The organism is Synechococcus sp. R8-2 (assembly GCF_047461715.1).
Lineage (GTDB): Bacteria > Cyanobacteriota > Cyanobacteriia > Thermostichales > Thermostichaceae > Thermostichus.
Map to the genome: position 1 here is coordinate 1 of NZ_JANSHQ010000578.1, position 1739 is coordinate 1739.

General features: G+C 58.1%; 2 protein-coding genes. Both read right to left on the bottom strand.

What is annotated here, in order from left to right; translation table 11 throughout:
- Positions 1-164: 164 nt before the first annotated feature.
- Positions 165-638 carry a YqeG family HAD IIIA-type phosphatase gene (locus tag NW819_RS12690; RefSeq protein ID WP_414329713.1) on the bottom strand — a complete coding sequence of 158 codons (474 nt, stop codon included), beginning with the start codon at positions 636-638 and terminating at the stop codon, positions 165-167.
- Between the two features lie 11 nt (positions 639-649).
- Positions 650-1739: endolytic transglycosylase MltG (mltG, locus tag NW819_RS12695; protein ID WP_414413963.1), on the bottom strand; the 1090-nt coding region annotated here is incomplete at its 5' end.

A 1739-nucleotide genomic window follows, 5' to 3' on the forward strand; every position in this document is an offset into this window, starting at 1 on the left:
AGGCGTCTCACCCTAAACTGAAGTGACTAAGTCCTTTCGAGCAGCAGGATTGTCTTTTGGTCTTCTCTCTTTGCGAAGGAAAGGGGGAGTGCTTGGAAACCTTTTCAATTCAGTTTGAAACAATTACAGTTGTCCAACTCTCAAATCTCTCAAAAGCGCAGCCCCTAGAGGGTAGCAGGGTTCTTTTCGACTGCTTCGGACAAGAGGGAGTTGACCAGCACGGTTACCAACCCCAGTCGATTGCCTGCCAAAATATCCGTCAACAGGCGGTCTCCCACCATAGCCACTGCTTCTACCGGCAAGCCCATCTGGGCTACGGCCCGCCGCAAGGCCCGCCTTGAGGGTTTCCCAGCGCGGTGAATGTAGGGCAGGTTCAGGCTTTCTCCGATTTGTTGGATGCGGCTGCGATTGAGGTTGTTGCTCACCAGCCAAATTTGAAAGTGCGGACGCAACTGCTCCAGCCAAGCAGCCACAGCGGGATCCACCTCAACCTGTCGGCTCGGCACCAGTGTACCGTCTACGTCAAAGATGATGCCTTTTACCTGCCAGGCCCACAGGTCTTCTGCCCGCAACTTTAAGACAGTGCCGGCCACCACCAGATCCGGTTGCAGGAGCTTGAACCAAGGTTTGTGTACCATCCGCTCCTCGGCTAAGGACTTGGTTGAGGACTATGGTGGGATCCCTGGGCAGCTTGTCGGCGCTCTTGAATAATTTGCAATTGGGCTGCCTCGTGCTCTGCTAGGGTTTTGCTGAAAATGTGAGTGCCATCGTAGCGGGCCACGAAGTAGAGATAGTCGGTTTGCTCAGGCTGCAAAACGGCTTTTAGGCTGGCCAAGCCCGGACTGGCGATGGGACCAGGGGGCAAGCCCGGGTTGAGGTAGGTGTTGTAGGGAGAGGGGGTGCGCACCTCCGCAAGGGTGAGGCGGCGATCTGGGGTTTGCCGGATATTCAAGGCATATTCCACCGTCGGATCGGCTCCCAGGGGGATCCCTTTCTTAAGCCGGTTCAGGAAGACACCTGCAATCAAAGCGCGTTCTTCCGGCACCACGGCCTCCCGCTCCACAATGCTGGCCAGGGTAACCCACTCGTGCAGAGACAGGGAAGTGGTGTGCTGGCGAAACAGGGGCAGGGCCACCGCGACAAATCGCTGCAGCATGGCGTTGACCACTATTTGAGCCTTTTCTTGATCCGGCAGGGATCCCTCCACCTGTTCGATGGGGAAAAGATAGGTGTCTGGGAACAGGTAGCCTTCTAGAGAGCTCAAGTTGGGGGGCAGCCAGTCGAGGGGGGGAATCACCCGGGTCACGGCAATGAAGGCATCGGCTGCCAGCCAGTTGCGCTGGGCCAGAGCCTCTGCCATTTGCTCGATGCGCCAACCCTCCGGAATGGTCAGACGTCTTTGCAGGATCCTTCCCTGCCGCAGTTGCTGGGCCACGGCCAGCATGTCCTGGTTGGGATCCAAAGCGTAGGTGCCCGCCTGAAACACCCAGTCGCGCCCGAAGGTGCGGCTCCACAGCTCCCAAGCCAGAGCTGAGCGAATCACCCCTGCTTGGCGCAGTTTTTGCCCGATCAGACGGCTGCTGCTGCCCGGCTGGATTGTTACTTGGATCGGTTCTGGGCCGCCCACCGGCTGGAGCCAGGTCATCCACTGCCAGTAGACCAATCCCCCGGCCAGAACCAACAGGAAGATCAAGCTCTGCAAAAGACGCCGACCCCAGCGTTCGCGTAAGCGTTGCTTA